23 protein-coding genes are annotated in these 26,821 nt (G+C 38.6%); 4 read left to right on the forward strand and 19 right to left on the reverse strand.

From position 1 onward, the window contains the following. Positions 1-90: 90 nt before the first annotated feature. The 3 genes from ligA to dapA all read left to right on the forward strand — a co-directional run bounded on the left by ligA (position 91) and on the right by dapA (position 4,205). Positions 91-2,172 carry an NAD-dependent DNA ligase LigA gene (gene ligA / locus ACOMC3_RS08780; RefSeq protein ID WP_420319169.1) on the forward strand — a complete coding sequence of 694 codons (2,082 nt, stop codon included), beginning with the start codon at positions 91-93 and terminating at the stop codon, positions 2,170-2,172. After that, positions 2,165-2,644: a DUF6913 domain-containing protein gene (locus tag ACOMC3_RS08785; RefSeq protein ID WP_420319170.1), complete on the forward strand. Its 480-nt coding sequence runs from the start codon at positions 2,165-2,167 to the stop codon at positions 2,642-2,644. Before ligA ends, ACOMC3_RS08785 begins: the two co-directional genes overlap by 8 nt. Positions 2,645-3,329: 685 nt before the next feature. Next, positions 3,330-4,205: a 4-hydroxy-tetrahydrodipicolinate synthase gene (gene dapA / locus ACOMC3_RS08790; RefSeq protein WP_420319171.1), complete on the forward strand. Its 876-nt coding sequence runs from the start codon at positions 3,330-3,332 to the stop codon at positions 4,203-4,205. A gap of 165 nt (positions 4,206-4,370) precedes the next feature. Here the strand turns inward: dapA and ACOMC3_RS08795 are convergent, their stop codons facing one another. The 12 genes from ACOMC3_RS08795 to ACOMC3_RS08850 form a co-directional block, all read right to left on the reverse strand. Then, positions 4,371-4,550: a type II toxin-antitoxin system RelE/ParE family toxin gene (locus ACOMC3_RS08795; protein WP_420319309.1), complete on the reverse strand. Its 180-nt coding sequence runs from the start codon at positions 4,548-4,550 to the stop codon at positions 4,371-4,373. Positions 4,551-4,671: 121 nt separating this feature from the next. Further along, complete coding sequence (locus ACOMC3_RS08800; RefSeq protein ID WP_420319172.1) at positions 4,672-4,899, reverse strand: hypothetical protein; 228 nt, start codon at positions 4,897-4,899, stop codon at positions 4,672-4,674. 324 nt (positions 4,900-5,223) lie between these two features. Beyond that, entirely contained in the window at positions 5,224-5,685 is a 462-nt protein-coding gene (locus ACOMC3_RS08805) for a hypothetical protein (protein WP_420319173.1), read from the reverse strand. Continuing rightward, on the reverse strand, positions 5,682-6,017 hold the full coding sequence (locus tag ACOMC3_RS08810) for a type II toxin-antitoxin system HicB family antitoxin (RefSeq protein WP_420319174.1): 336 nt from the start codon (positions 6,015-6,017) through the stop codon (positions 5,682-5,684). The genes ACOMC3_RS08805 and ACOMC3_RS08810 overlap by 4 nt, the downstream gene beginning before the upstream one ends. Continuing rightward, a complete protein-coding gene (locus tag ACOMC3_RS08815) occupies positions 6,014-6,256 on the reverse strand; it encodes a type II toxin-antitoxin system HicA family toxin (RefSeq protein WP_420319175.1) in 243 nt (80 codons plus the stop codon). Before ACOMC3_RS08815 ends, ACOMC3_RS08810 begins: the two co-directional genes overlap by 4 nt. 664 nt (positions 6,257-6,920) lie before the next feature. Further along, the gene (locus ACOMC3_RS08820; protein ID WP_420319176.1) at positions 6,921-8,114 is read right to left on the reverse strand and encodes a hypothetical protein; all 1,194 of its coding nucleotides are present in this window, start codon (positions 8,112-8,114) and stop codon (positions 6,921-6,923) included. A gap of 581 nt (positions 8,115-8,695) precedes the next feature. Further along, a complete protein-coding gene (locus tag ACOMC3_RS08825; RefSeq protein WP_420319177.1) occupies positions 8,696-8,989 on the reverse strand; it encodes a type II toxin-antitoxin system RelE/ParE family toxin in 294 nt (97 codons plus the stop codon). Next, the gene (locus tag ACOMC3_RS08830; protein WP_420319178.1) at positions 8,989-9,198 is read right to left on the reverse strand and encodes a hypothetical protein; all 210 of its coding nucleotides are present in this window, start codon (positions 9,196-9,198) and stop codon (positions 8,989-8,991) included. The genes ACOMC3_RS08825 and ACOMC3_RS08830 overlap by 1 nt, the downstream gene beginning before the upstream one ends. A gap of 454 nt (positions 9,199-9,652) precedes the next feature. Beyond that, the gene (locus tag ACOMC3_RS08835) at positions 9,653-9,922 is read right to left on the reverse strand and encodes a hypothetical protein (protein ID WP_420319179.1); all 270 of its coding nucleotides are present in this window, start codon (positions 9,920-9,922) and stop codon (positions 9,653-9,655) included. Next, entirely contained in the window at positions 9,919-10,146 is a 228-nt protein-coding gene (locus tag ACOMC3_RS08840; RefSeq protein ID WP_420319180.1) for a hypothetical protein, read from the reverse strand. Before ACOMC3_RS08840 ends, ACOMC3_RS08835 begins: the two co-directional genes overlap by 4 nt. Positions 10,147-10,378: 232 nt before the next feature. After that, entirely contained in the window at positions 10,379-10,930 is a 552-nt protein-coding gene (locus ACOMC3_RS08845; protein ID WP_420319181.1) for an REP-associated tyrosine transposase, read from the reverse strand. A gap of 603 nt (positions 10,931-11,533) precedes the next feature. Continuing rightward, a complete protein-coding gene (locus tag ACOMC3_RS08850) occupies positions 11,534-12,082 on the reverse strand; it encodes an REP-associated tyrosine transposase (protein WP_420319182.1) in 549 nt (182 codons plus the stop codon). A 215-nt stretch (positions 12,083-12,297) separates the two neighbouring features. On the opposite strand from ACOMC3_RS08850, the gene ACOMC3_RS08855 reads away from it, so the two are divergent. Beyond that, complete coding sequence (locus ACOMC3_RS08855; protein WP_420319183.1) at positions 12,298-12,630, forward strand: helix-turn-helix domain-containing protein; 333 nt, start codon at positions 12,298-12,300, stop codon at positions 12,628-12,630. 115 nt (positions 12,631-12,745) lie between these two features. On the opposite strand, the gene ACOMC3_RS08860 is transcribed toward ACOMC3_RS08855, so the two are convergent. Genes ACOMC3_RS08860 through ACOMC3_RS08890 form a run of 7 tightly spaced genes read right to left on the reverse strand, consistent with a single transcriptional unit; the run spans position 12,746 to position 26,584 of the window. Next, the gene (locus tag ACOMC3_RS08860; protein ID WP_420319184.1) at positions 12,746-13,222 is read right to left on the reverse strand and encodes a hypothetical protein; all 477 of its coding nucleotides are present in this window, start codon (positions 13,220-13,222) and stop codon (positions 12,746-12,748) included. Between the two features lie 9 nt (positions 13,223-13,231). Next, positions 13,232-17,491, reverse strand: coding sequence for a DUF6443 domain-containing protein (locus tag ACOMC3_RS08865; protein ID WP_420319185.1), 4,260 nt, complete (start codon positions 17,489-17,491; stop codon positions 13,232-13,234). 11 nt (positions 17,492-17,502) lie between these two features. Continuing rightward, entirely contained in the window at positions 17,503-20,367 is a 2,865-nt protein-coding gene (locus tag ACOMC3_RS08870; RefSeq protein ID WP_420319186.1) for a hypothetical protein, read from the reverse strand. Beyond that, on the reverse strand, positions 20,360-21,982 hold the full coding sequence (locus ACOMC3_RS08875) for a hypothetical protein (RefSeq protein ID WP_420319187.1): 1,623 nt from the start codon (positions 21,980-21,982) through the stop codon (positions 20,360-20,362). The genes ACOMC3_RS08870 and ACOMC3_RS08875 overlap by 8 nt, the downstream gene beginning before the upstream one ends. Next, the gene (locus ACOMC3_RS08880) at positions 21,979-23,457 is read right to left on the reverse strand and encodes a hypothetical protein (RefSeq protein WP_420319188.1); all 1,479 of its coding nucleotides are present in this window, start codon (positions 23,455-23,457) and stop codon (positions 21,979-21,981) included. Before ACOMC3_RS08880 ends, ACOMC3_RS08875 begins: the two co-directional genes overlap by 4 nt. After that, positions 23,454-24,851 (reverse strand): hypothetical protein, encoded by a 1,398-nt coding sequence (locus ACOMC3_RS08885; protein ID WP_420319189.1) that lies wholly within the window; start codon positions 24,849-24,851, stop codon positions 23,454-23,456. The genes ACOMC3_RS08880 and ACOMC3_RS08885 overlap by 4 nt, the downstream gene beginning before the upstream one ends. After that, positions 24,851-26,584 carry a LamG-like jellyroll fold domain-containing protein gene (locus ACOMC3_RS08890; RefSeq protein ID WP_420319190.1) on the reverse strand — a complete coding sequence of 578 codons (1,734 nt, stop codon included), beginning with the start codon at positions 26,582-26,584 and terminating at the stop codon, positions 24,851-24,853. Before ACOMC3_RS08890 ends, ACOMC3_RS08885 begins: the two co-directional genes overlap by 1 nt. Between the last annotated feature and the right edge of the window lie 237 nt (positions 26,585-26,821).

Below are 26,821 nucleotides of genomic sequence, written 5' to 3' on the forward strand. Positions count from 1 at the left end.
TCTTTTCGAATGCACGAAAATAGAGGGAGTGTGAAGACTTGACAAAAAATTAGAAAGAGAAATCCGGTGAATGAAATAGATTTGTTTTTGATGGAAAACGAAGAAGCCAAAAAACGAATTCAATCACTTACCGAGGAGTTAAATCATCATAATTACCTCTACTATCAAAAAAGTCAACCAACTATAACCGACTATGAATTTGATTCTTTGCTAAAAGAATTGGAACAGCTAGAAGCAGACTTTCCCGATTTAAAACTCTCCCACTCTCCTACTACTCGAGTAGGTGGAGATATTACCAAGGACTTTGAGACCATCCCTCATAAGTATCCGATGCTTTCTCTAGGGAATACCTATTCAAAGGAAGAACTCACTGACTTTGACTCGCGAGTAAAAAAAGGACTAGGTACCGATGATTATGAATACATCTGTGAATTAAAATTCGATGGTGTAGCGATCAGCTTAAAATATGAGAATGGAATTCTGACCAGAGGTATAACTCGTGGAGATGGAACAAAAGGTGATGACATTACTACAAACGTAAAGACGATACGTTCCATCCCGCTCAAATTGCAAGGCTCAGAGTACCCCGCAAATTTTGAAGTACGAGGGGAAGTTTTCATGCCTAAAGCGCAGTTTATTAAATTGAATGAACAGGTTATTGAGGAAAATAAGCAGCGTGAAAATGAGGGAAAGACGCCACTAACACTTTATGCGAACGCCAGGAATACTACTTCCGGAACACTAAAGATGCAAGATTCCAGCATCGTTGCAGGTCGTAAGCTGGATTGTTTTCTGTATTCGTACCTCGATGATTCCAATACCTTTGAAACACATGAGCAATCATTGAAATTTCTCGAAAAGGTTGGCTTCAATGTATCTCAAACCTATCGGAAGTGTAAATCAATAGATGAGGTAATAGAATTCATCAATCATTGGGATCAGGAGCGTCATAACCTCAGCGTAGAAACAGATGGAATCGTTCTAAAGGTCAACAGCATTGCTCAACAATCGGAGCTAGGATTTACAGCTAAAAATCCACGCTGGGCGATCTCATATAAGTTTAAATCAGAATCTGCAATCACAACGCTCAATGATATCTCCTACCAGGTGGGCAGAACCGGAGCGATCACGCCGGTAGCCGAACTTGAACCAGTACTTCTTGCAGGAACAACAGTCAAACGTGCATCCCTCCATAATGCGAATGAAATTGAACGACTTGGTGTAAGAATTGGGGATAGTGTAAATGTGGAAAAAGGTGGTGAAATTATTCCTAAGATCACTGGAGTGAATCTGAAAGAAAGGCCTTCAGATTCAAAGGAAGTCCAATACATTGAAGCATGCCCCGAGTGTAATACCGCGCTCATACGAAAAGAAGGAGAAGCTCAGCATTACTGCCCTAATCAAGAAACCTGTCCACCCCAAGTTCAGGGCAGGATTGAGCATTTCATAAGCAGAAATGCGATGAACATTGAATCCCTTGGCCCACGAACCATTGCAGGATTTCTGAGTAAAGGCTTGATTAAAAATTTGGCTGGCCTTTACACATTGACCTTTGATGACATCAATAATCTTCAATTTGAAGAAGTAGATGAATTATCCGGAGAAGTAACCAAACGTTCGATCAAAGAGAAATCAGCTAAAAACATTATTTCATCCATAGAAAAGTCAAAGGAAATTCCCTTTGAACGAGTCCTATTTGGATTGGGTATTCGATATGTTGGTAAGACGGTAGCTGAAAAATTGGCTCAACATTTTGCCACGATAGAACGTCTAATGAATGCGACATTTGATGAAATTGTATCCGTTCATGAAATTGGAGATCGTATTGCTGAAAGTGTGGTTTCTTATTTTGAAAATGAAGAGAATCAACACATGATTGAAGCTTTAAAAGAAGCAGGACTTTCTTTTGAAGTGGTGAAAAAAGAAGGTACTGACGATCAATTAAAAGGTCTCACTTTTGTGGTCTCAGGTGTATTTGAAGATTTTGGAAGAGATGAGCTAAAGAACGTCATCAAGCAACATGGAGGTAAAGTTGCAAGCGGTATTTCATCTAAAACCAATTACCTGGTAGCCGGTGCAAACATGGGACCAGCTAAAAAAGAAAAAGCAGATTCGTTAGGAATTACTATTTTGGACGAATCTTCATTTAGAGAACTGTTACAAAATGATTAAGAACCTATTCCTTAAGCATAAAGGCAAGCCAACCATTGCCGATAAGGAACACTGCACATATGCTGCTGCAACCAGTATCGGGGTGCTATATAATGCAGATGATTTCAATGCTGAGTCTGTCAGTAAGCTGGAAGAGCTATTAAAAAATGATGGGAAGGATGTTGCTAAAATGGGCTTTACCGAGCAACAATCAATAGAAAAACTCATTTTTAGTAAAAAAGACATCTCCGGAACAGGCACCATTAAAAAGGACAATCTTGAGTTTTTCATCAAACAGCCATTCGATTTTTTAATCTCGCTCGATACGTCTGAAAATATGAATTACAAATATGTTCTGGCTCTCAGCAAGGCGATATGCAAGGTTGGTTTTGAAGCTGATCAGTATTATGATTTACTTCAGCTTTCACTTAAGATGGATGAGAGTAAGCCGAAGGCTATTACGAATATGGTGAGGTATCTTAAAATGATTTGAGTAAAGCTTTCTACTTACTAATTTAAGCTTTTTCGATGCGCTTGCGACGGTTCCATTAATTCCAGAGACTTTAAAAACAAATCAGCGATTCGTATAAAATATACTTTTATAATATGCTACTTGAAATTAGGTCTATGATTTAGCTTTTTACTCCTAAGACCGAAAAGCCATTCCTTTTCCATTGATGAAAAGGAATCAAAAATCTAGAAACCTCGAAAGCTATCATCCCTCAAAGCCTGACGCTGGCCCGCCGAGGTTTCACTCCCATCACACCACCTTCTTTATTTCAGATTTCGTTCAGCCTTGGCTATTTAAGAGAATGCTTCAGTAATTGAGGGGCCTATCCGGCCAGAGGAGGTAACACTTCATTTTTGCCTTGATGCAAAAACGAATCGGAGCGACGTTCCGCCAAAAAGATCAAGCGGTTCCTCGCCGGGACATAAATCCTTCGCTAAAAATTGGAATGTGCTGTGCATGCAAAACCAAACTCACCGCCGTGGCGGATCAAACAGTGGTTTTGCAGTTGGTTTTACCTATTCAAATTTTCTTAACACTCATGATTTAATGCCTACTATTTTGGCATCAATAAATGTATAAAATGGTAGTAAAGGAGAATGGTTGAAGAAAATTTATAATCCAAATTCAGATATAAAACTATCTCTAACGATTCATACCTTTGTAACAAATGAAAGCGGAATTGAAAGGAACAGGTGTGGCACTGGCGACACCAATGAATGCAGATTATTCAATTGACTACCCGTCATTGGGTAAGCTCTTGGATCATATCGTTGATGGTAACGCTGATTATATAGTCGTGCAAGGAACTACCGGAGAATCACCAGTTTTCTCTTGGGAGCAGAAGCTTGATATTCTGCAATTTGTAATTGATCACCTCAAGGGTAACAAACCAGTTGTATTTGGTCTTGGTGGTAACAATACCTTCGATTTGATTGAGAAATCGAATGATCTCAAATCATTCGATTTAGCTGCCATTCTTTCTGCAAGTCCTTATTATAACAAACCTTCACAAGCGGGTATAATCAGACATTATCAACTACTTGCTAATGCATTCCCCCACCCGATCATTCTTTATAATGTTCCTTCGAGAACAGCATCCAATATGAAAGCTGCAACTACTCTCGAACTGGCTAAACATCCAAATATCATCGCCATGAAGGAGGCATCAGGTGATCTGGATCAATGCAAAGAGATCGCTGACAACCGACCGGAAGGATTTATGCTGCTCTCGGGTGATGATGGACTGGCTTGTGACATTATCAAAATGGGTGGAGAAGGAGTCATCTCCGTGATCGGAAATTTGATGCCTGAAGCGTTTACTACAATGGTGAACCATGCTCTAAACGGTGATTATGAAACGGCAGGTAAGCTTAACGAAGATCTTCGATCTGCTTATAGCATGCTTTCTGAAGAAGGCAATCCCAGTTCACTCAAAGCCGGACTGGAAGCGATTGGTATTTGTAAACGGACTGTGAAGCCACCTCTATTTGATGCTTCGGATGGATTGGTGGAGAGGTGGCGGGAATTACTTTTCACTCCTTAATCCATGGAATATTTGAAAGCTTCATTTCAGACGCGTACTCACGAGGGCTGAAGGTTGAAAAATAGGATCCAACAATTTGTCACGAAATAACTTGGGCGCCTGTTGGGGCCATTGCGGACGAGCAGGAGAAAAGAGTGATGAGTTCATCGAGGAACGAAGAGTGGATTAAGTGGTATTAGGCTCTTGGCTAGTATGAATTACATTGAGAATGTCAATGGTCTTTTCATTTACCTGATACACAATTCTGTAGCTCCATCTAAAATATCTGCGAATATTTCCCGGATTATTCGAATAGTACTCATCAAGTTGATACTTCTCTGGGTTCAGGTTTAGTGATTTGGAGATTTGGAAGCCTGAATAATTTCCTTTCTCACTTGCCTAGCAGCAGCAACAGAATCCTTCTTAATGAAATCGTGATGATACTTTAGGGATTCTTTGGCTCTATCAGACCAAATGACTTTTTTCTTCACCAATTTTCAGATTCCTTTTCGAGATCTTCAACATCAGTAGATTTTCCATCTTTAATTTGTTGTCTGGATTCATCTATTGCACTGACATATTCATCCAAACTCATAGGCGAAAATGGACCTGTAGAGCCTTTCAGGATTGTATAAACAGCCGAAAGCTTTTCTTCGTCTTTGATTGTATCAATGACTTGATGAAGTTGTAATTGTAATTCAGCTACACTATCCATTTTGACTGCTTTTCTACAAATTAACGATTTATTGGAGATTATAACATTCAAATTTTTGTAATAATTCTTTTACCGTTCTCTATGAGCAGGTTGTTCCTACGATAAATTATTCAATGTTGCAAAAAAAGTGCTGGAACACGTTTACAACACGTACTCGAAGAGGACTCTGAGATCATTGTTCGAGGTAGATTTTGTCTTGATCTCTGATTCTGTAATTTTTCACTTACATATCAAAATAATATGTGTTTCAGTTCTCTTTCTTGTCACGGAAGTAACTTCCGCGCCATTAGGGAGTAACTTCCGCGCCAGAGCGAAGGTTATGGATTATTTTCGATTTTTACCAATCGAATTTTCTTTTCGAAGTAATTCTTCTGCATGGTCAAGAGCTAGACAGCAAATATTCCTATAGGAATGATCACCACTTTCAAAAAGTTTATAAGCATTCACGAAATTGTAATAAGCTTTTGTAGCTGTTTGGCTATTTTTTGCTCTTATGAAGGTTCGGTAAGCAAAAGATCGTAAATCCTCTCTAAAAAGATCATCAACATATTCCTTCAATTGTTCATCAGAAACTGCAACTTCGGTATCAAGCTTTTCTATGCTATGCTCATTTGATTCTTTTCTATCCATTAAATCTCTAAGAACTCCTTCTTTCCAAGCATCATAGTCCTCTTGCAACCTAGTAGGCTGAGCCATAACAGAATTTCCTTTCTCATCTGCCGGATACAATAAAAATTTCCTCATAAATGATTTCTTTTCCTTCCTAGGAAGTCTAAACTTCTTCATGATTTCTGAACCCTTAATCGGATAGCTTCTGCAACAAAATTGTTTAATGACACTTTTGCCTCTTTAGCCAATAAAGCAGCTTTCTGATGAAGTGATGGTGAAACCCTGACGTTAAAACTTCCTTTAAAGGGTTTTTCAGGCTTAACTCCGTTCGCTTCACAATCAGCTAAGTAAGTGTCAATCGCTTCATGAAAATCTTTCTCTAAATCTCTTCCTGTTTCTCCTTCATAAGAAATCAGTCCTTGTATTCCGAGCACCTTACCATAAAGCAAACTATCCTCTGGACTGTACTCAATACTTCCAGTGTATCCTTTGTATTCTAGATTTTTCATAAGTCCAATATTTCCTTTACTTGTTTCATTTGATATCGCTTCATTATTCCACTTGGATGTGGCTTATGAAGCATGATTGGAACACCTTCTGAATTTTCAAACTTCACTCTTGATCCGGAGGTCTTACCTTTCGCTACTTCATTAAATTCGAAATATCCTAAGAGTTTGACCATCTCATCAAAATGAAAATCTGAGGGCATACTCAGAAAGCGTCTAATCAGTTTATCTTTTTTAGACATAAACTCAAAGTAACTAAATATAGTTACAAATAACAAGATGTTTTAACACTTGAAGGGAAAATGAAATTCCTTTTTAATCGTCATTCCGAATCTGAGGTTGGTGGTGAAGGAATCTTTTTATAATGAATTAGCTGAGCTGACATAGTGTGAAGATTTCTCCTATCACCCCCTAGCCCCCTCAAGGGGGAATGGAACATAGGATAAAGATTTCTCCTACGTCGAAATGACAAAAGAGTAGTAAAACTCCCGACACCCCCTAGCCCCTAAAAAGGGGGAATGGTCTTCCTTTTTAATCGTCATTCCGAACCTGAGGTACGATGGTGAAGGAATCTTTTTATAATGAATTAGCTGAGCTGACCTAACGTGAAGATTTCCCAGTCACCCCCTAGCCCCCTGAAGGGGGAATGGTCTTCCATTTTAATCGTCTTTCCGAACCTGAGGTACGATGGTGAAGGAATCTTTTTATAATGAATTAGCTGAACTGACCTAACGTGAAGATTTCCCTGTCACCCCCTAACCCCCTCAAGGGGGAATAGAACATAGGATAAAGATTTCTCCTACGTCGAAATGACAAAGACGATTTTGTCTATGATGCATCTTTGAAGTATCTGATGGATTGGAGATGTAGCGGAAGAAGTATTTGGGGTATTCAGGAAGGAACTCTCTATTTTGAATTTGAAGGAATTGACTTGTCTTTCTTATCAAATCTTACCCCAAACTTGAACACCAATGGACGGGCATTGAGGTCATTGTTTTGGTAGTTAAAGTCATAGAGAATCATGGATGTCATCTGAACAAAACCTACTTTGAACTCCCTGCCAATGCCTAAAAGATACGCAGATTGCCACCTTGCAGTAATTGTGTTTTCGCTATTAAAAAACGATTGATTGATCTGTCGTTCTACTTCAGCCCAACCAAAAAATCCTTTGGGAATATCATACCTGGTGAATAAACTGTACCCATAACCATCACCTGTCAACGTAGAAGTAGTGTCCTGATCATTGAATTGCTCACGTAAGATAATACCAACACCTCCTACCCACTTCTTATTGATCCAATACCCGAGTTGCAGATTGCTGTCTATGATGAATGGGTCTGTTGATTGAATGGAAAAATTACCACCGAAATACAGCCGCTTTTTAAATGGCACTTGCTCCAATGAATTACGCTTGACTCCTTTCTCCGGGAAGCGCGTGTCTGGGAGTTTGCTGTATTTCTGTTTGAGTTTTTGAAGATCTGCCTGCACCTCCTGAAATTGCTCAGGGTCTATTTGCTTAAATAGCTCTTGTGCTTCCTCAGGATTCACAATATTTGGGTTAGGCCTTGTTGGTGTGCTCGTCGGGTCCAATCCTGCTGCCGGATTTTTGAATTGTGACAATGGGTCCTCTACTCCACCGAGCTCATCGGGCATAAATTTCTTCGCCTGTTCTTCGAGTACAGCCGTAGCTTCAGCTAGGGCAATACTATCGGCATCTTCTTTGCTGATTTCAGGCTGGATGATTATTGGTTCCAGAATCAGTTTTCTGTACTCTGCTGGAATGTTTGTTTGCTCAAAGACTTCCTCTGAAATAGCTAGCGAATCTTCTTTTGAGAAGGGTTTGATTTTAATTGAATCCAGATGAATTGAATCCAGCCTTAATTGCTTGATGCTGTCATATTTTTCCTTATAAACTTCGCGAGCTTTGGCTTGTTCCTGCAGACGTTCAAGTTGTGCTTTACGCTGTTTGGCGGTTTGCTTAGCACTTTTGGCTTGATTGATTGCTCGAGCATGTTTCCCAGTCGGTTTGGCATCTACTTTTACCTGAGAGATGGCTGGTGAAATGCAGAAAATAAATAGAATAATGAGTAGTGAACGCATAGCTAAATTACAACTGCAAAAGTAGCTATAATTGTTTGAAAAAGAGTGAATTAAGGGTGTTTTTAGTATGAATTAAGGGAGATTAAATGATCACCAAAAAGAGAGAATTCAGAACGTCTTTAAGAATTGTGGGCTTGCGGAGAGGGATTTGTTTTAATCTGAAGAAAAGATTTCTCCTGCATCGAAATGACAATAGATTACTAAAAAGGTATGAGACCCCTAACCCCTAAAGGGGAAAGAGATCCATTTTAATCGTCATTCCGAACCTGAGGTACGATGGTGAAGGAATCTTTTTATAATGAATTAGCTGAGCTGACCTAACGTGAAGATTTCCCAGTCACCCCCTAGCCCCCTCAAAGGGGAAAAGGCATTTCTTATGAATGTTAAGCTAAGAATCTATCAAAATTAAGAAGAAAGATTTCTCCTGCGTCGAAATGACAGGGAAGGATGATTGGGATATAATCACGCTCAGAGTCACCCCTTTCTAGTCCTCGTTTGTAACAAGGATTTTTTTTCGTAGAGTTTTTAACTCAAACAGCTAACCTTATCTAGACATCATCTTTGCGTAGATTGGAAACCAACTACTTCTCTTTTAATACATCTGGGGATTGTAAACTGCTGACAATATCGATAACCTCAACCCTATTGTCTTTTTCTAAGTAAAGGAGCTTGTAATGTCTTACGACAATCCTTCTGTACTTAGGATTGATTTCATCTTCTTGGTACTGTTTCGCAAAGACGATTTTCTTTGGAGCTTTTAAAAGATCATATCGAACATTCTTAGCACCTTGAAGTGATTTGTCTTTATAGTAATCGTAAATTTCTTTGAGTGTGTTTTTAGCCTCTATCGACCAAACAATTCTGGGTTTAGACATTACCAACCCTCAACTTCTTTTTCCAAGTCTTCCTGAGTAATGAAATCCCCTGAAGCTATTTGTTGTTCAGCTTTTTCAAGACGAAGATTGTATTCCTTCTTTGTCAAGGGCTCTCCTTTAACAGTGTAGCCAACTATCATTTCTTCCTCTAGCAGTTTGTCAACCTTTGCAATCAAAGATTCAGTTGAAACATTCATGATTTTTTGCATAACATCTAGTTTTGCAGCTTGTAAGTCCATCGGCATTCTTTTCTACAAATTAACAATTTATACTTTTATGGTGTACACGAAGAGGGCGTATTTTAGTTCCCGCGTACCTCAATCCAACAATTCAACATCAATCGTTTCTAAGCGTAGGTTGTACCTACGCTATCATATTATTTCTATCTCCAATAGATTATTCATTAGCGCGAGATGTTATGTGGTTGGTTACGTTATATTGCTATGTAAGCAACCAAAATATAAAAAGCATAGCTACAAGCTATGTTTAGTGTTCCTATTTTTATAAACTACGCTTAGTAAGGGAACAGCGCCCCAAGCTATAGCCCAGCACACCATTTTATCTGATTCCAACATAGTGTAGCTACGGTGGAATGGGTGACGAGCACAGCGAGGAACGAAGGGTGGGTTTTAGTCTTTCATCTTAGATGGATCTTGTCGGGTGTCAAAGAAGTCTGTGATATAAATCATCCCCATCAACCCGATAAATTATTTTAACAGATCCTTCAATGGCTCTTCTATGACCTTTTTCTAAATGATCAAGATATTCTTCTTCTTGATAGTGGTTGTAGTTGGATTCAAGACTATCAGCTTTATCCAGTACTTTGATTCTTAGCTCTAGTACCTTTTCTAAATTCCATTCAAGTTCATTTATCAAAAACTGTGTAAGATCATCCAGACTGTCATAGGATTGATCGGTATAGATTACTTTCATATACCCAAACGAGCATTCAATTTTTGTTCAAGCTCTTGCCTATTCATCACTCTACCTTCTACAATGTCTTGTTCTGCTTTCAGAGCTCTGGAAGTCAATTTTTCTCTTAGGTTAGAATCCAATCCAGTCTTTTGCAATAAAGTCTTAATAGCTTCTAAAACATTGAGATCAGTCTCTTGATCGATCAATGTCCTTAATTCCGATTTGATGTTTACTCCTTCCATTATCATAAAGATAAATACTATTGATTTAACGTAAAACATTCTTGATAGATTATCCCAAAGGATGAAATTGTTGAAGTTCTTCGATCAACCCTTCCATTTCGTTTTCTAAATAGCTTTCTGTGTTGCTAATGTCTCGATGACCTGCTAAGTATTGAACTTCTCTGAGATTATAGAAAACTAATCCCACCCCCTAAAAAACCAAACTTACCTAGCGCGGAAGTTACTTCCGTGTTTATTCTATGAATTTAATATCAATCAAACCTTTACCACCAGCATAGTCGACAGCACTACTGTACCGATAATCCTCTGGATTGTTTACAATTTGCTCTTCCAGCGGATTATTATGTATGTAATCTAATTTTTGCTGCATTATCATCGAGTCAGAAAGCTCAATTGGATGATATTCATTTTGCCAGAAACAATATTTCTGATGCTTATTGCTCTTTTCTGCCAGTTTTCTAAACATCCATAGCAGCCACTCTCTGCGACTCTCCTTGGGATTCTCTTCTATTGCATTCGTTATTTTAACTGAAGTATACTTCTTAAAATCACGAATAATATCCTGAATCTTTTCTTGACCATTCCTACCTACTATTAAATGCATATGATTGGACATCAAACACCAACCATAGATCTCTAGTCCTTTATTTTTCTGGCAATAATTGAGATTTTCAATAAGAATGTTTTTGTAGTCAGGACGAGTAAAAACGTCGATCCACTGTACCACGCTGAATGTCACAAAGTAGATTTTGTCTTGATCTCTGATTTTGTATTTTTCGGTCACATACCAAAAATAGGAATCTCAATGTTTAATTGACACGGAAGTTTCACAACTCACTACCTATCATGTCACGGAAGTAACTTCCGCGCCAGAGGGGAGGTAAACCCTTTTTAGTCCTCGTTTGTAACGAGGATTCTTTTTCGTTGAGTTTTAACTCAAATAGCTAATCTTAACTAGACCTTTACCTCCAGCATAATCAATGCTGGCGCGCGTTTGCAACGCGTGCCTCAATCCAACTAAGTGCCTCAATCCAACAATTCAACATCAATCAATCCTTTAATGCCACAATAATCTCTTGCAGAGCTGTATAAGTAATCTGCTGAATTGTCTACAATTTCGGCCTCTACAGGATTGGAATGAATGTAAGCTAATCTTGAATCCCCTTACCTAGCGCGGAAGTTACTTCCGTGCTTATTCTATGAATTTGATATCAATCAAACCTTTACCTCCAGCATAATCCGTTGCTGAGCTAAATAGATAATGCCCCATGCTGCCGCAAGTTTGCAACTTGTGGCCTTTCAATCCAAGAACTCAATATCTATTATCCCTTTGATACCTGCATAGTCCCTTGCCCATGCTGTCGCAAGTTTGCAACTTGTGGCTCTTTCAATCCAAGAACTCAATATCTATAAGTCCTTTGATACCTGCATAGTCCCTTGCGCTTGAATACAAGTAATCTTCGGCATTTTCTACCAACCCAGCTTCTACTGGATTTTGATGTACATAATTCATTTTCTGATCAATCACGTCATTGCTGAATATTTCAATCGGCCGGTTATCTTGCCTCCAAAACTGATAGTTTTGATTATTACTATTATTTACTCCCGCTTTCTTAAAAATTTCTAGCATCCAGTCTTTTCTACTTTCCTGATTGCTATGTTGTATTTCATTTAAGATCTGCTTCGAGGTAAATTTTTTCAGATCACGAATAGTTCCTGACAAGTCACCGTTTGATGACCTGACGATCATATGTACATGGTTGCTCATTAAGCACCAGCTATACACAACCAAACCCTTTTCTCTCTGACAATGCTTGATACTTTCAATTAAAATATCTCTGTAAGATTTCCGTGTAAAAACATCTACCCACTCAACTGTCGAAAATGTTATGAAATAGACACCTTCTTTATTTTGAATCTTGTAATTCCGACTCACACCAGTAAGTTAAAAACTTACGATCATTATTGATTAACAAGCCTATGCAAAACGACACTTCACGATTTATTTAAGTACTTCTTAAGGTATTCCGCAAGTTGCAAACTTGCGGTAGCGGGGGGTTATCAATTCCAAGGCTGATATGTGTTTCATAACATATATTTGAGTCATTATTTAGCTCTAATGAGCCTTTTTTGTATCATAATAGTACATATATGAGTTTTGGAAGCAGGATGATCCAAGCCAGGAAGGATAAAAACCTATCTCAAGATGCATTGGCTAAAGCCCTTGAGGCAACACCTACAACTGTGGGTAGATATGAGCGTGATGAGGTAAAGCCTTCGATTGAGATGGCTGCCAAGATTGCTGCTGTATTGGAAGTTTCTCTGGATTATCTGATTGGCAACTCACAGGACTATGTGAAGGATCAAAACATGCTAAAAAGGATCAATGATATTCTCAGCCTCAATGATAAAGACAAGGATCACATCCTATTTACGATTGATGCTATGCTCCGTGATGCTAAAACCCGTAAAGCTTATTCGTAAAAAAAGCCCAGAAAATTGTCTCCTCTGGGCTGTATGCTGTATTTACATTCGTAAGTGATTACTTCGAGTCTTGTGTTTCACCAAAATGGATAGGATGCTGGCTGATAAGGATTCATCAAAAATTCTTCTCCCAACTTGTTATCAAGCTATCATATGTAAAGGAATCAATTTCATCTCTGCTCAATACCTCATTATTTAACTCTTTGGTAAGTTCAAACTTCAAGTATTCATCATTATAGTAGTAGCTCCTTTTGATTATGTAATCAATTGAATCTTTACCCAAAACAAAAAAGTCAGCTTCAAATACAATCTTTCCCTTTTCTGTATCATAGTTTTTTGACCTGTGCAACTTCTTGTCTTTCAGTGAATCTGGAGTAAGCCAAATTTGTCTTCGTTTAGCATCTTTAAACTTAGGAACAAAATAGTCTTCAATTATTGGTTGTTCAATCCTTACTCTCTCAGCGTTGAAATTTCGATCATAACCCTCGTAGAATGGAGGTAGATAATACCAGTTAAATGCTAAATAATTACCTCCGTAAATGACCAAAATAACCAAAATTAGTAGAAGAAATCTCTTCAAATTGTGGTTCATATCTAATACTTAATTACCTCCAAAAAAATTAATAATTGAATCTTTCAGCTCTCCAAAGCTACTAGGTCCGACGTATCTATTTCCTTTTGAATCAGGTGTTTTCATAATTTTAAGTGGAACACCATTTTTACTCTGGCTTATTCCGTGTACGTAAACATTACTAGGATTATTAATCTGACCTACCGTACTAGCACTTGCTGCTCCTATGGTCCCTCCTGAAGCACTTAACCCATAAGATGATGGCATAGTAAATGATTCTCCAGCAGCATACAATGTAGTCAATCCTGCAGCGATTCCAGTTACTAAAGGACCGCTCAAAGAGGATAAAGCACCAAAGTGACCTTCTGATTTAAGTGTCTGATTGAATGTAGATTCATTATTGGCATTGAAATTACCAATATGACTGGTCCATTTATTAAGTGCACCAAATTCACTATTACCTTTTGAAGTACTACCTGTACCTTTCCATTCACCATTCGTAGTAGTAACATTTCCTTCAGAATCAGTTACACTAGTATTTGTTGCAGAAAGGGTTTCAAAATGAGTAGTCTCAACCTCACCATCCTCATTTGTTGTTACAAAGTTTGTTGTTACTGAGGTTGTTGTAGTTGTTGTAGTTTCACCTGTATCCTCATTATGTGAAGTAGATGTAGTCATTGTAGTTTGTGATACATAAGTTCCACCATTAGCGTCCATTGAGCTTATTGCAGATTGTTTCTTGACCTCATCCTCAGGGTTCATGCCATTAAATTCACTGTATCGTATAGGATTATTAGCGGCATACACATATGGTGATTGTGCACCATACTGTTCGGCTTTAGGATCAATACTCATAAATCTTCCTATCTCTGGCATATGTACTCTAGCACCAAAAAAGTCCCAATTTAAATTGAAGTCTGTTTGTCTCTCCTTACTATTGAATTTAAATCCTTGAGCTGTTGAAGCAGTTCTAACCGATTCATTAAAGGTGAGCCCAAACGGATAGTAATCCTGCGTCGAAACAATGTTGGTCTTACCATGGTATATCGTTAGATCATCAAAGTATACATAATTGGAGGTGTTACTCTCATTACTTAGATACACAATGATATAGCCCTCACGGTCTGCAACGATGTTATTAAGAGCGATTGTTTGTTCACTTCCATTGGCTGCAGATCCAATCTGAACAAATCCTGCTATGTTTTGATAGTTCATGTCTCTATCAAATACCAGGTAATTGAGATATGCTCCTGGAATGTTATCATTGTTACTGCCTCCTACTCCTAATGCAGCTATGGCAGCTGCCACTCCACTTTCAATTTGGGTTGGTAACACTCCTCCTTCAACGAGTGACTGAGAGGTTTTAAATGCATCTCCTAAGGCTGTTTCAAATGTAGCTGGGTTTATTGCATTGCTATAACCTGACCCACCAGCATAGTAACCCTTTGCACTCAGGTTGAGTGTATCTCCCTTGTTTATACTTATCACGGCGAATGGTCCTGCCGGGCTACCATTATTGAGTCGTGCGGCCTTTCCTGAATTAGAAAGTGACGGATGTGAGACCCTGTTTGGCGTGTCTACATTGCCAAATTCCACACTCTCGGTGGCCAAATTCGAATCTTCAAAAGTTGCAACTCTGGTATAGTTCACTGGTGTGGTACTAAACGTCACCCTGACATTACCCAAGTGATCCTTGAGGTGGTATTGATAGTCGAACTCACCACCTGAACCTTCAGTGTGGGGAGTTAATCTTCCTTCTTCGTGCTGGATCAGTTGTAGTTCTCCATCCTCATATATGAATTCGCCTACATAGTCGGTGGTCTTCATAAGACTTCCTCCTTCGTATACTTTTTGCTGCAGTTTGATGCCTGCTGCATCGTAGAGGTATTCGATTTGGTTGCCTGACCCACTCATGGTTACCGTAGTGGGTAAGTTCAGGTGGTTGTAGTCAATGTTCGTGATGCCTTTATTAGCGTCTGATTTCATGTTGCCACTGGCATCATAAGTGTAGTCTGTGCCTGATCCTGACTCAGTAAATCCTTCACTGTCATCGCCAGAATCATCTACTTTTGTCAATTGGTTCCCTGAGTATGCATATGAAAGATTATCCATATATGCTGAATTACTTTCGCCTCTTCGTTTGAGACCAATGATATTACCATTAAGGTCATAACTTAAACCTGACACTCCAAATTTGTTAGTAGAAATATTATTCTGAAAATGATTAGCAGCAGATAGTCTGTTCATTTTATCATATCCGAATGTATAAGCTCTGCTATCAATTTCATCACCACCGATATCCTGATTACTCCACTTCATGGCAACAATATTTCCATTATATCTGTTGATTTGTCCTGACAATCCTGAAGACTCATTATAAAAAAGCTCTAAGCCAAACAAATCTTGTGTATCCGAAAGACTGGCATCATTAATACGTGTTAGCCATCCCCTCATGTTGTATTCATAATCCAACGTCTGCTCGTAATTACCTTGATATAGTGGGCTTGCCTTTTCAAATAGGTTCTTCTTTTCTAACTCACCAATATCACTATACTCATGGTGTGCAAGTAGTACCTCCCCATTGTCATCAACTTCATGAAATACGTATTCCAATCTATCTAAGTGGTCATAAGTAAAACGGCGTTTTACAGTTGAAGAGTAGCCAGTTACCGAGTGCTCGGTTTGCGACTTTCGGATATTCCCTCCAAAATCATATTGGAAACTTGTTATATCCGTGCCATCTAGGTGATTTTCCGATACAATTTGAATCGGACGATACTTATTGTCATAATAGGTGATTGAGGTAATAAAGTCATTTCCTTCTTCTCTTATTTTCGTACCAGTGATTTGTCCTCTTGGTTTAACAATGTCATCAGGTAATATGTGCCAATCATCAGAAGTGGTAAATACTTCCTGAAATGATGTACCTGACAATTCTGAAGTGCTCACAAAGTCATAGCTATCGTAGTAGGTAATCGTGAGAATTTCATCAATCACAGCTCCAGATGCATTACTAAAAGGATAGGAGTTTTGATTATATCCATGATTTGAACCTGAACTTATAAATTTTAAATATCGATTCGTGTTACCAGAACCAACGGGACCAACTAGTGCTTGCATCTGACTCCTTGTTTTATTTTGAGTCAAAATCCCTGTTATTACTGGTCGGTTTAGATAGTCATATGAGGTGAACAACCACTCATTTTGCTGACGTTGGTTACCATCTTGAGTTAAAGCGAGTCGATCCCATTTATCATAGATCATATATATAGGATCAGCTCCCGGAACTTTCTTTTCAACTAGACGACCTCTATCGTCATAGGTATACTTGAAAGCAAAATCGTTAATTGTTTGGGCAGAGAGTGTCACATCTACTCCGGTGATTTCTGATCCAGGGCCTAATGTGACACCAGCAGGAATTGTAACCATGGAATTGATGTACGCTATTTTGGTGCCATCGTCATTATTATCAGCCGTATAATCCTGATACTTTAATGTGTAGTTATTTAAATCTACAATCTCTAGATCATCATTTATTCTTTTTATTGCTTCAGGTTGCAGAATAACAACGAGTTGGTCAAAATCATCATGAACATAATAAGTGTCGGCCCATTCGTTGGTGCCAGCTTTCACTCTTTTAAGTACAGTCTGACCTCCGGCATTCTGAAATATCACGGTAATATTGCCATCTTCATCTGTAGTGGTTGTTTTAGTCAATTCCCCAGCATTGTAAAATACTCCTGACATATTTACAAGATCAGTGTGATCCCAATGAATAACTTCAAATGCTTGATTTACATCGTATGAAGTATTGACTGTATTGGCCCCTAGTTGCCAATCTTGACCTGGCGCTCCTTGCTCAATCACTCTACCTAATGGTGACTCATCATATCTATTCTGCGAAAAAGCAAAATTTCCATTTATACCACCAAACTTGTTGTCATAGAAGCTATTTTGGTTATTAATTGAATTTGTATCATAGTATCCGTTTGTCTGGGATTTTTGATAGGGTAAATAACTTTTCTCTTCCCTTCCATATGCATCATAGTCAATCATTGAAATCAAATCATATCCAGAAGCCGATCCCCACCTAATGATTGATTGATTTGGCCTACCTAATCCATCAAAATATTGGATTGACTGAGATGTAGCATCTTTATTTACCTGAAATAAACTTCCGTTTAGTTTAGGCTGTCTTAAGGTTTGAACCTTAATGTAGTTTTGAGTGGATGTTTGTGAATAAACACTTATTACACAAACGAATAGTGAAATATTAAGTAATACTTTCATTTGTTAGGTGATTATCGGAAGTTGTAGAAGAACTGGTTAACAATATGACCATCAGAATCGGTGGTTTTAATTAAGCGATTGAAGGGGTCGTAATAGTATTCACTATCTATCCCGCCGGGATCAACCATTCTATTGATTCCAATCAAAGGTGAGAAGTTATAAAATTGAACGTGCTGATCACTTGTCAGTAGACCTCTAAAATAATCCTCATATGCATCTACGGTAGACGTATTAGCTGTGGCCGTACTGTGATGAGACTGAAGTGTACTTGCTGATATATTTACCCCTATTACTGATGGATACGTGTAATCATATGTCCATAAATATGAAGTCGTGATCCCACTACCATCTGTTTCACTAGAAATCTTTGAGTGCGTGGTATAGCTTGTAAACTCATGATCTAGATCGTAAATACTCGCTGGAGGATTCGTGCCATAACTTAATGTTGGAGTAGATGATTGTGGAGTAGCTACTTTGGCATTAAAAAGTCTAAATGGCAATATCTTTTTTATTCCATTGAAGTTTTTGTATTCAAAGACTTTAGACCCTACTAAAAAATCCGCACCATTGATTACACGATATTTATGAATTGCTAGTATAGGTGAAATGTAATTCATGGAAATCATTTTGGAACAGGTAGAGTTTGAACTAAAATTATTTGGATAGAAATATTTTAATTTCACCTGACCTTCGCTAGAAGTAGTAAGCTCTTCGGTGAGATAATAGGTTATATTATCATATGTGTAATCCGATCTGCTAAAAATAGTATTAGAACCCTCCATATGAGCAGTTTTGCTATCCAATAGAGATATCTGCTCTGTGGTTGTAATAGAGGACTCTACATAATAGGATGCACCATCCTGCACAGTGGTACCTAGAGGTCTTATTCGAGTATTTGGATTTTTATAATTATCCTGATAGACATATGTTATTTCTCTTAATTTTTGGCTATTCACATTCTTAATCACTTCAGAAAGCAGTTTACCCCTCAGTGGTGACCTATCCACCGGATCATGAAATGGCCAATATGTAGTAGTTAACAAATGACTAGCTAGAGTACCACACGAACCTCCCAAGCTAAGTGTATAAGATGGCAAATCATTTTGAACAGTATTGTATGTGAGCTCCGTACTTCCAATCGAATTTCCAGATTGATCTCTTTTTTTAACAATAACCTTCTCATAACCAATGAAAATACCATCATTAGAGCCTAATGCCGATTGGTTTTTGTCGTATCTAAGTATCTTGTTGTTGTAATTGCTATTGCTCACTACTTCAATAGGTATTCCAGCCTGAGGGATAGAGCCTGTTGTGAATCCATTACCATAGGAATATTCAGCATGTTTAGCCAATTCTCCTGTTGACGAATAATGCTTAACTGAAGCAATACGAATTCCACCACCCGTAAATTTTTGATTGGTTTGAAAGACTCCATTTTCACGATGGTAAAATTCATGAGGTTCATATTCATACTTTACATAGCCTCCAGTTGGAAATTCTATTTTCTTGAGACTACCGTATGTTACATATTGTGGTACACAATTACGATCGCTTCCCGATACAGTTGCACTTGCTGTTCCTTCATCCCTTCTTATTGGTAAATAGGTGGCTTTTCCAGCACCTTCATAAATCCAAATCTGAGGATTATAAGTAGTTGCATTGTTGTTGTTAAAATATCCCCAAATATCTTTTTCAACTGACTCTCTACTCGGAAGCAGACTCATATTTTCGTAAGAAAATATGTAGGGTGGTATATCCAATTGTCCACCAATACCTTTTTGTCTTACTTGATTAAGTACAAGTCTTTTTTCCTTTGATGTACTTCCACCTACATGACTTAGACTTAAATCAAATCGACCCGTCTTATTATTATCCTTATCGAATTGCTCAATACGGGTAATCGCATAGTCACCGACCACATCTTGTCTGGCCAGGTCTGATGTAAAAACAACTTTTCCCTGATCATAAACAATGCTTTCAATGACTTTAGCCGTAATTGAATTTTGGATTCTTGTTGGTGTATAATTTCCATATGGAACACCTAAAATAGAATTACAAGTAGTAGGGCCAGGAATAAACATCTCTGAACGGTGTTCATCCAGAGAATAAGTGCCTAGATCTTTGTAGTTGAGTGTTACTGTTCTATTGGTGACCGGATCATAAATTTTAGTCAGATACCAAGATGAACTAAATCTGTACCAATCAATGATTGGTAAGTCCATTGATAAAACGAAAGATTCTTCTTCTTCTTCAAAATAATATTCTATACCATTATCATCAATGATTTTAAATTTTGTTGGGGAATAATTAGATATCGTGGGAGAAATGAGAAGGTTATCAAAATTAGTTTTTTTCATATTAAAACCTTTTTCAAAATAAAATCCACCAGAACCTCCGGGGAAATTGTAATAGTATTTATCAGGGCCTTGATCTAAATAAGTAATTCGTTCTCCTTGATCATCTCTTAAATATCCCACAACTTCACACCTATCTTGCGAATAATCGCCATCTGGGCAAGATTCAAATGCATATACATGATCGGCGAATCCAACAACAGATTTTGTGACAACACCTCCTGCGTTTAACGTCCACCCCAAACCCACTCGAGATGCAATTTCTTCAACCTTTACTCCTGACCCATGATAGCTAAGTGAAATTGGTAGTTTAATCCTTCCTGTTTCAACGGTAAACATTGGTATTTCAACTTTAACACGTCCTGAAAATAAATCTACCGGTTGCTCTGCATATTTTCCGAGAGAAGCTGCTTCCGGGGATGGTGGTGTCACTTCTGTCATAAAAAATTCGTCTGTATATTGAGACATTGAAAAATGCCCAATCCAGATAAATAGAAGTGATATAATCAGTTTTTTATTCATGATCGTTTGTGGTTTTCAGTGCTTCAATTTCTTTTTTAAGCGAAGTGATGATCTCCATCATTTCATTTTGATTTTTCTGGTAAGTAGCAAGTTGTTTTTCTAACTCACTATATTTCGCATCTTTCTCAAACTCAACTCTTCGACCTTCGGTCTCTTCCCCTCTCTTTTCAAAGAGAGGGGTGGCAGCCTGTGGCTGACGGGGTGAGTTCTTTAAGCGATCAATTTCTTTTTGCTGGGCAGAAAGCCTTTTCTCCTGCTCAATCGTATGCAGCGTCAGCTCCTCTATCTTTTTCAGCAGCAACATATTCATCTCTCCGAGCTGAACGCCATTGGCTTCCATTTCTTTGGCGGAAGGGATCTCCGGGAGGTGCTTGTTTGATTGGATGTAGGCTTCTGTTTCTTCGAGGGTACGAAGATTATAGTCTGGTTCGAAAACATAGTCTGGCCAGTTGGTAGCTTCTACTTTTACTTCTTGGGAACGTATGGTGCCATTAACTTCTAGTTTGTGAGATGGTGTGGTGGTGCCTATGCCTACATTGCCTACAGAAGAATTGTTTGATGCCTTAACATATATTGCATCAGTCCAAGTTGTAGAATTACCCCTTACTGCAAATCTCAAGCTGGTAATCCCATTTCCCTCATCAACCCCATATAATTTTGAACCATATCCATTCACAGATCCGGAATGGAGCAATTCAATTGATTTGTGATTGGAACCCAATGTTATTCCTGTTGTGGATAGTGTCTTATTGCTGTGATTTCCTATTGATAGAATGGTTTTGGGATTAGCATTGTCAATACTGAATTTTCCATCGCTTGTAAACCTGCCAATTTCATTTCCAGATGCTAGAAATTGAATAAAACTTCCTGAAGTCGCTTCCAATCCTAATGCTGCTGTTGAAGATATTTTAGCACTTGCTGACCCAAGCTCTGCAATTCTAATGCTACCAGATGGTGTTTTAACATCCAATTTAGCTACGGGAGTAGAGGTTCCTATTCCAATATTTCCATTATTGGTATTAATTACTAGCCGATCATAATAATCTACGTTTGAATACCTACTACCTATTCGGAAAAGATTGTCAGCTTGTTGGCCAGGTGTTCCAGACCCTCCATTCCACTCTTGACTAAATCCAATATAAGCGCCTAGAGAACCACCATCTTGAAGCAACTCGATTCGCGCATTATCAGCTTCATTACTGTTGTCAGTATCTGATTCAATACGAAGAACTGCATCCCCGTTTGTTAAAGATGAAACGTGAAGCTTGGAGGCCGGCGTGGCTGTTCCAACGCCAACATGACCATTCGAATTAACTTGAAAATAAAGCTTGCCAGAGTGATGCAGTCTAAAATGTCCAAGTCTATTGTCAACCATCCAAGCATTGTATCCGGAGGGACCTGCTAATTGAAGCTCACCCCCCTCTGAACCTGAGAGTGCGTCAAGTTTTAAATAATCTGCCTTGATCTTTCCAATTACTTCAAGCGCTTCGGATGGGCTTGTCGTTCCAATCCCAACATTTCCTCCATTAAAATGGATGTTGGCTCCTGTGGTGTCCCATTGAGAATATCCGTTCAATGTGTATACCAATAAACCAATTAATAATAGATTCTTCATTTCTTTTCTAGTTTCTCTAATCTTCTAAGAAGCTCCTCATTGAACAACTTTTGGGATTTAATTTTCTTCTCCTGCTCAATCGTATGCAGCGTTAGCTCCTCAATCTTCTTTTCTAACTCACCCCTTCGACCTTCGGTCTCTTCCCCTCTCTTTTCAAAGAGAGGGGTGGCAGCCTGTGGCTGACGGGGTGAGTTCTTTAAGCGATCAATTTCTTTTTGCTGGGCTATGGTATGCAGTGTCAATTCCTCAATTTTTTTATCTTGGCTTTTAGCTTTGGCTATTTGCTGTTGGCTGGTTTTGTTCGCCTCTATTAAATGCAAGGTCAATTCCTCAATCTTCTTCAGCAGCAACATATTCATCTCTCCTAGCTGTACGCCATTGGCTTCCATTTCTTTAGCAGAAGGTATTTCAGGGAGGTGTTTGTTTGATTGGATATAGGCTTCTGTTTCTTCGAGGGTGCGCAGGTTGTAGGTAGGTTCGAAGACATAGTCTGGACCTGGAACTGAGAGGTCTACCCTTACTTCTTGAGCGTGAACTGTCCCCTTTACGGTGAGTTTTTCATCTGGAGAAGTTGTGGCAATGCCCACGTTTCCAGCATCATTGATGATCATATCATACCCAGTGTTAGTTGAATTGTTATGAGGGACTTTAAAGCCTAGATAGCCCTTATCGTTACCTGTTGATAGCACAGAAATATCTGCATGCAAAGTTGCTCCTGTACTACTCTTAGCTCTAAATCTTAAAGTTGATTCATTTCCATAACCCTCATTTTCGAGCCTCAATAAGTTATTATTAGATCCATTTATAGTCAGCTTACCATTACCAGTATTTGTTGTTCCAATTCCGACATTTCCATTTCCAGCAATGCGCATTCTCTCAGCTCCTGAACTATAAAGTCTTATAGGATTATCACCGGTTACTCCTAAAGTCATACCAGAGGTTGTATTACCGTAGTATTGGAAAAATGCATAATTGGGATCAGTTGACCTTTTCAAGATTAGTCGTGCCCAGTCAGAAGTATTTGATTTTTCTATTGTGAGGTCATTTACTTCAGAGCTTAAAATTTCGAATTTCGAATTCGGATTTGATGTACCTATACCAACGTTTCCATTGTATTTTATTCTCATGTATTCAGTCTCATTTGCGAATAGTGCGAGCCCTGAATTATTTGCCCATGAGCCTTCCTGCACTGATGCAATCCCTCCCCATTTATACCCTTCTCCATTATGGGAATGCTTCAACATGACTCCAACACCATAACCTGTTGTAGAAGATGAATTACGAGTATTGTTAATGGTTACGGGCCATAGTAGCCCATCTCCATTAGTAGCCACATGAAATTGAGAATAGGTATTTTGAATACCTATACCGAGATTACCTACCGTATAATTATTCCCACTTTCGGACCATTGCCCTTGAGCTTTTAGTGTTATTGAAAATGCCAAGGCAATACAAACTTTTAAGAGACTTTTCATTTTTTAGTTTTTTCCAATTTTTCAATTCGTTTAAGCAGCTCCTCAACCTTCTTTTCTAACTCACCCCTTCGACCTTCGGTCTCTTCCCCTCTCTTTTCAAAGAGAGGGGTGGCAGCCTGTGGCTGACGGGGTGAGTTCTTTAAGCGATCAATTTCCTTTTGCTGTTCTTCAAGCATTGTGCCTTGCTGTTCGATCAATTTTTGCTGCTCAATCGTATGCAGCGTCAGCTCCTCAATCTTCTTCAGAAGCAGTATATTCATCTCTCCAAGCTGCACACCATTGGCTTCCATTTCCTTGGCGGATGGAATTTCAGGGAGGTGTTTGTGCGATTGGATGTAGGCTTCTGTTTCTTCGAGTGTGCGAAGATTATAATCTTGCTCGAAGACATAATCAGGCCAGTTGGCAGCCTCTACTTTTACTTCTTTTGAGCGGATGGTGCCATTTACTTCGAGTTTATGAGACGGAGAAGTTGTGCCTATGCCGACATTGCCTAAACGGTCAATTCGCATTCTTTCATCCAAACTTGTAGCATCTCGCGTTCCAAATACCATTGTGCCGTGTGCACCATAGGCATTATGTGAAACAACTTTTATAAATCCCCGAGTACCAGACCCAAGCCCAGAACCATCATTTGAATTAAAAAGAAGTTGCCCATAAGACTCATCAACCTGCCAATTTCCATTTTTTTTGTTATTTATGGTTATAGATGGTTGATCATTTGATTCTATTTCTAACAAGCTTGATGGATTAACTGTACCGATCCCAACATTACCATTTCCTGCAATTCGCATTCTTTCATTGTCTGAACTATAAAACCTTATTGGATTATCACCAGTCACACCTAATGTCATACCAGACGTTGTATTTCCATAATACTGGAAAAATGCATAATTGGGATCAGTTGACCTTTTCAAGATTAGTCGCGCCCAGTCAGAAGTATTTGATTTTTCTATTGTAAGGTCATTCACCTGGGAGCTTAGAATTTTCAGCTTAGAATCGGGATTATTGGTGCCTATGCCTACATTACCATTGTACTTGATTCGCATGTACTCAGTCTCATTTGCGAATAGTGCGAGACCTGAATTATTTGCCCAAGATCCTTCTTGAACAGAGGCTATTCCACCCCATTTATACCCTTCTCCATTGTGGGAATGTTTCAGCATTAGTCCCACTCCATAGCCGGTAACCGATGAAGAATTACGCGTATTATTAATCACTGCTGGCCACAATAATCCATCGCCACTGGTAGCCACATGAAATTGGGAATAGGTATTTTGAATGCCTATCCCCAGATTTCCTACCGTATAATTATTGCCGCTATTCGACCATTGAGATTGAGCTTTTAGTGATATTGAAAATACCAAGGCAATACAAACTTTTAAGAGACTTTTCATTATTTAGTTTTTTCCAATTTTTCAATTCGTTTAAGCAGCTCCTCGATCTTCTTCTCTAACTCACCCCTTTGATCTTCAGTCTCTTCCCCTCTCTTTTCATTCGTTTGGATATCTGAACCCACCCCTAGCCCAGATGCGTCTGACCGCTCCGAGGAGGGGAATTGATTTGCTTTGAGTTGTTCGATTTCTTTTTGCTGGGCTATGGTATGCAACGTCAATTCCTCAATCTTCTTTAGCAGCAGCATATTCATTTCTCCTAGTTGTACGCCATTGGCTTCCATTTCCTTAGCGGAAGGAATCTCAGGGAGGTGCTTATTTGATTGGATGTAGGCTTCTGTTTCTTCGAGAGAGCGGAGGTTGTAGGTGGGTTCGAAGACATAGTCTGGCCAGGTACCAGACAATTCAACTTTAACCTCTTCCATGATGGCTTTACCATCAACAGCAAGTTTGTAGCCGGATGGAACAGAAGATGTTCCTATAGCTACTCCTTTTGAACCATTTCTATTGATAATTACATCTGATTCATAATCATAACCCAAGTAAAGACTGGGGGAACCAATTGCATCTATTACTGGAGATCCAGTCCCTTGCCAAACACTTAGGTATTTTGAAGTGCTGCCTACACCAGTTACTCTAAATGATTCTCTTGCTGCACCTTTTATATGAAGTGTAGCGTTAGGATCATAAATACCGATTCCAACATTTCCATCAGATTTAATATTAAATCGCCAGGCACTTTGTGAATGATCATAAAACCCTAATTCTTTTTCAAATTGAAGTTGTGTTTCTACTTTTCCGTTTGTACTCACGGGACCAAATCTTACAGTAGAACCATTTGTCGCAGTATTAACTAGCTTAATAAAAGTGTTGCCACTTTTTTCGATGTGCAGTTTTTCTTCAGGATCGGCAGTTCCAATACCTACATTTCCATCATTATAATAGACATCCGATCCATTTTGAGTCCACAAGGAAGTGGCACCCCCACCCCCTCCGGAGTTGTCTGGATTAAACTGAGCCAGCGCTTGCACGTCACTACTCGTTAACGCCCTAGAATAAACCCTCACTTCATCCATTTGTCCATTAAGCCACCATTGAGTGATATTATTTTGATTTAAGTAGCCTAATCCAAAAACATCATAGGTGGATGAACCATTGATCCAATATGCAAGATTAGTTCCTGTCAAATTATTGGTAAATATTAAATTTCCATCGACATATATTTTTGGTTGTACACCATCTTGCACAAAAGAAAGGTGATGCCAAGTGTTATTTAACAACTCAGTATTTTGTGATTCAATTAAGAACTGTGTACTTCCGTTATTTACACCTGCTAACCTTAACTTTCCTGAAGTGGTAAGATATGCTCCAACCCAATACCTCGAGCTAGCATCTCCTGCTGCTAATAATGTTGAATTACTTGATGGTGTTACATCTGACAGCTTTACCCATAATGAAAATGTCCCCGTCGAGGTAGATGTGTTACTAATCAAACCATTTATGTCAATCTTTGAATTGGAGCCATTAAAACTAAATGAAGATGTTCCGAACTTTCCATCGTCATAGCTGATATTTGCTCCACTTGCAGTATGACCATTGGAAGATTCATCTGTCAAATTATTCTCTGCCTTTAAATAAGCCTGAAGATCTGTATGAATATCTTGACCTAAGGCAGAATTAAGGTTGAATATCAATGTTAAGAATAGAATCTTAAAATATTTCGAGTAGGTTTTCATAATGATGATTTAGGGTGCTTTAACAAATCTGAATTATAAATTTTTTATAGGAAATGCTGAGTAATAAAAGGGTCATTTCGTACGGTGCAATGAGTGCACAGAGGGTGGTGAGTATCTTCATTGTGAGTTGGCTAGGTTCTTAAAATATCTGCAAGAATAATCACTTTTTGTTAGGTTTTGCAAATAGCGACATGAGCTAATTATTAATTTTATTATCAATTGCTAATTCAAATATTC

This window comes from Ekhidna sp., from assembly GCF_965212185.1.
In the GTDB taxonomy this organism is placed as follows: domain Bacteria; phylum Bacteroidota; class Bacteroidia; order Cytophagales; family Cyclobacteriaceae; genus Ekhidna.